The organism is Mangrovibacterium sp., from assembly GCF_059905295.1.
Genome location: NZ_JBZQJF010000236.1, coordinates 1 through 4,403, shown reverse-complemented (window position 1 = coordinate 4,403; position 4,403 = coordinate 1). Strand labels below are relative to the sequence as shown.

Here is a 4,403-nt window from a genome sequence, read left to right as displayed (position 1 = left end):
TTAAATTTGTTGGTGTCGTGCCCAACTTTAGCGATCGCTTTTTGTACTGCCGTAGCGTTGGTTTTGCTGTCGTCTAATGTTACGGCTAGCATTTTCGTTTCTTTGTTCCAATCGGCTTTAGAAACACCATCGACAGAAAGCGCAGCTTTTTCGATTCGTTTCTCGCAAGATCCGCAATTGCCATACACTTTAAATTTTTCAGTTTTGCTCGCTGCAAAAACAGTTGCAGTTCCCATCAGAAATAGGGCAACTAAGCTTAATACTTTTGTTTTCATCTTGTAAAATTTTAAAAGTTTGAATGATAAATGAATTTATTTTGTTCTAAGTCTTAATGCGTTTGAAATAACAGATACCGAGCTGAAGCTCATCGCTGCAGCAGCAATCATTGGGCTGAGTAACAGTCCAAAGATTGGATATAAGATTCCGGCTGCAATTGGTACGCCTACAGAGTTGTATACAAAGGCAAAAAACAGGTTCTGTTTGATGTTTCGCATAACCTGGTGGCTTAATTCTTTTGCTCTCACAATTCCGGTGAGGTCACCTTTTACGAGGGTGATTTCAGCACTCTGCATCGCAATGTCGGTGCCCGTTCCCATGGCAATACCTATGTTGGCTAATGCCAATGCCGGTGCATCGTTAATGCCATCACCGGCCATCGCCACAACGCGACCTTGCTGCTGTAATTCTTTTACCCGGTTGTACTTATCTTCAGGCAGACAATCGGCCTGGTAACCGTCTAATTTAAGTTCGTTTGCAACAGCCTTTGCTGTAAACTCGTTGTCGCCGGTAAGCATGTGAACTTTCACTCCCTTTTGTTGTAAAGAGGCTACTGCTTTGGCCGAACTTTCCTTGATTTTGTCGGCTACACTAACGATTCCTTCGACCTGATTTTCGATGATCAGGTACATCACCGTTTGGCCTGAGGATTGCCATTCCCGGATAATTTGTTGTTTATCCTCGGCTAGATTGGCCTTATATTCTTCGAGCAGGCGATGATTCCCTAATCCCACCTTTTTATTTTGAATAAGGGCTGTTACTCCTTTTCCGGTAATAGACTCAAATTGGGTGGTTTGCCGGGTTTTAATTTCTTTCTCTTTTGCCCCTTTTACAATGGCTGTCGCAATGGGATGTTCGCTATTCGAATCGATTGAAGCTGCCAAACTCAAAATTTCCTCATCAGCCAGCTCTCCAAACGATTGGTAGGCTTTCAGTGACGGTTTTCCCTCGGTGATAGTACCTGTTTTGTCAATAATTAAGGTGTCGACCTTGTTCATTTCTTCAATCGCCCGGGCATCTTTCACCAAAACACCGGATTGAGCACCACGCCCGGTTCCTACCATGATGGACATCGGTGTCGCTAATCCAAGTGCGCAGGGGCAGGCAATGATCAGCACAGCCACTGCATTGACGAAGGCATACACATAAGCCGGATCAGGGCCCCATATTGCCCATACGGCAAAGGTGATTAAAGCGATGCTGATGATTATTTGGACAAAATATTTGGCCACGGTGTCGGCCAACTTTTGGATTGGTGCACGCGTTCGTCCGGCTTCGTTCACCATCTCAATAATTTGAGAGAGGAGTGTATCGGAACCAACTTTTTCGGCTTTCATTGTAAAAGCTGTGTTTCCGTTGATGGTACCGCCGGTTACCGGATCATCGGTTGATTTTTCTGCAGGGATGGGCTCCCCGGTAATCATACTTTCGTCGATTATTGCATCGCCTTCAGTAATCTTTCCGTCTACCGGAACTTTCTCGCCGGGTTTTACTTTCAGCAAGTCGCCAACAACAACCTCTTCCAGGGGAATTTCTTCTTCTTCGCCGTTCCGAATGACACGGGCAACGGGAGGAGCCAGCTGTAGCAATGCTTTGATCGCCGAGTTGGTTTTGCTGTGCGCCCGAAGTTCAAGTACTTGTCCCATTAAAACCAAGGTGAGGATTACCGCTGCGGCTTCAAAGTAAACATGAACATTTCCCTGTGCATCCTTGAATTGCGCGGGGAAAAGTCCCGGAACCAGCATGGCAAGTACGCTGAACAGGTAAGCAGCACCGACTCCGATCGAAATTAACGTCCACATGTTGGGTGAACGCCTTACAACCGAGCTGTAGCCTCGTTTGAAAAAGCTCCAGCCGGAATAGAAGACCACCGGCGTTGCCAAAATGAATTCAATCCAGTTCCAGACTTGCTTGGGAGCCAGAGCTTCGAGATGCAGAAAACTCAAGACATCGGACATGGCAATGATAAATACCGGAAGGCTTAAAGCGAGTGCCAGCCAGAATTTTTTAGCCATCCGATGATATGCTTTTTCTTCATCACTTGTTTCCTGTACTTTTTCGGGAACCAGGTCCATGCCGCATTTGGGGCAGCTTCCCGGATGATCTTGTTTTACCTCCGGATGCATCGGGCAGGTGTAGATTGTTTTTTTGCCGGTCGTGGCGGTGTTCTCTTCCTGGAGGAGGTGCATGCCGCAAACCGGACAATCTCCCGGCTCATCGTACATTTTATCTCCCTCGCAGCGCATTGGACAATAATATTGGCCGTGGCTTTTGTGCTGTTTCGGGGAGCTATGCTCATGAGTGTGGATGTGGCTTGCGTGGCCATGCTTGTGACTTCCCGGTTCAGTTTCCTGACCGACAGGAACCAGGTGCATGTTACAAACCGGGCAGTCTCCGGGCTTGTCGTATGTTTTGTCACCCTCGCAATGCATGGGGCAATAATATTTTGTTGCTATTTCCGTATTCATGAGTTCTGTTTTTTATCCGGATCAAAGCAGGTCATGATAAGATGGCCCGCTTTTTATCTTCAAACTCTTCTTTATTGATTTCGCCTTTGGCATATCTTTCTTTTAAGATTTCCAGGGCTGACTTGTTTTGTTGAGGAGATGAAGGATTTCCACTGTTGACTGATTTTGTGATCAACCAGATCAGGATGATCAGAATGACCAGGCCAATTATCCAGCCGAAGCCCATTCCCATTCCCCAATTCATTCCATTAAATCCGTGCATGATATTCTCCTTTATTATTTTATTCTTTACCCTCTCGGGTCTCTCCGCAAGGCGGAGGTATATTCATCGCTATTCCGCTAATTCATATCCATATGATGTTGGCCACTGTTCATCATTCCTTTACCGGGAGTGCCCATCATCATTTGATTTTTCATCATCTGCTTCATTTGCGGATACTGGCTCATTTGATTGACCATGTTGTGGCTCATGACCGAGTCGGTTGCACAAACGTCAATCATATTGTTCATCATCATTTGCATCATTTCCGGATTATTGTGCATCATATTCATCATGCCGCTTCTATCCATCATCTGATTTCCACTTTCAGTGCCCATCATGTGGCCCTGTCCCATCATTTGATGTTGTGAGTTCATTTGTCCTCCTTCTTGTCCCATCATCTGGTTGTTTTGCCACATCATCATGGCATGTTGGTTTCCATGCATGTTTTGCATAAATTCCGTCATGAGCTGGTGATTATTTTGAATGGCATTGAACAGTTCTGTTTTGTCTTTCTGATTTTTTAATATGTTGTCGACTGCCTTGTTTTGAGTAAAACTGCTTGCTGACAGGAATAAAACCAGTAGTGTTGTTAACAGGTACATTTTCATGACATTTCAATTTTAGATTAACTCAAATTCACTTTTCGTATAAGGGCATCCGGTTTTTTGAAAACAGTGGATGCCGGTTGTTTCATTGTTTTACCGGGGCCAGATGCATATTACAAACCGGGCAATTACCGGGTTTGTCATAGGTTTTGTCACCTTCACATTTCATCGGGCATTGGTAAATCGTTTTCGCGTTAGTACTTTGTTCTGGCTGATGGTGAGCATGTCCGCCACCACCGCCACAGCAGGGCGATGTTTCTCTGTTCTCATTTGACGCCCTAAATCCTTTGAATACTTCACTCAATGTTTTCATAACTGATTGATTTAAATTGTACTTCAAAGTTACGCGATGAACCTCCCGGGCCTGTTACACAATTTTCAAATTCATTTATATCATTTTAAGGTTTTAGACCTTGTCGATTAATTTTCGCTTTTGTTCGCCCAGTTTCTTAAAAAATGATGGCGTGAATCCGGTTACTTTCTTAAACTGACCCGATAAATGAGCGACACTGCTATAGCCCATCTCGAAGGCAATTTCACTGAGCGATTTTTCGTCGTAGACCAGCAATTCTTTCACCCGTTCAATCTTTAGGTTAATCAGGTGTTTTTCAATAGTCGTCCCTTCAACCGACGAAAAAAGTGTACTCAAGTAATTGTAATCCAGGTGTAGCCCGCCCGACAGAAACTCAGAAAAATTGACATGCTGCTCTCCGTCTGTTTTTTGGTACACGAAGTCAATTGTCAGTTTCTTGATCTGTTCGATTAACCGGCTTTTGTTGTCATTGATGACTT

The 4,403-nt window shown here is 44.5% G+C and carries 6 protein-coding genes; all 6 read right to left on the bottom strand.

The window, feature by feature from the left end:
* Positions 1 to 275 (bottom strand): heavy-metal-associated domain-containing protein (locus AC37HE_RS12405; RefSeq protein WP_500783161.1); only part of this gene is annotated, 275 nt, incomplete at its 3' end.
* Between the two features lie 36 nt (positions 276 to 311).
* Positions 312 to 2,744 (bottom strand): copper-transporting P-type ATPase, encoded by a 2,433-nt coding sequence (locus AC37HE_RS12400; protein ID WP_500783160.1) that lies wholly within the window; start codon positions 2,742 to 2,744, stop codon positions 312 to 314.
* 31 nt (positions 2,745 to 2,775) lie between these two features.
* Positions 2,776 to 3,006, bottom strand: coding sequence for an SHOCT domain-containing protein (locus tag AC37HE_RS12395; RefSeq protein ID WP_500783159.1), 231 nt, complete (start codon positions 3,004 to 3,006; stop codon positions 2,776 to 2,778).
* Positions 3,007 to 3,083: 77 nt separating this feature from the next.
* Positions 3,084 to 3,614, bottom strand: a complete 531-nt coding sequence (locus AC37HE_RS12390; protein ID WP_500783158.1) for a hypothetical protein — start codon at positions 3,612 to 3,614, stop codon at positions 3,084 to 3,086.
* An 82-nt stretch (positions 3,615 to 3,696) separates the two neighbouring features.
* Positions 3,697 to 3,924 carry a heavy metal-binding domain-containing protein gene (locus AC37HE_RS12385; protein ID WP_500783157.1) on the bottom strand — a complete coding sequence of 76 codons (228 nt, stop codon included), beginning with the start codon at positions 3,922 to 3,924 and terminating at the stop codon, positions 3,697 to 3,699.
* A gap of 93 nt (positions 3,925 to 4,017) precedes the next feature.
* Positions 4,018 to 4,403, bottom strand: a 386-nt coding sequence (locus AC37HE_RS12380; protein WP_500783156.1) for a helix-turn-helix domain-containing protein, incomplete at its 5' end; no start/stop codon positions are given.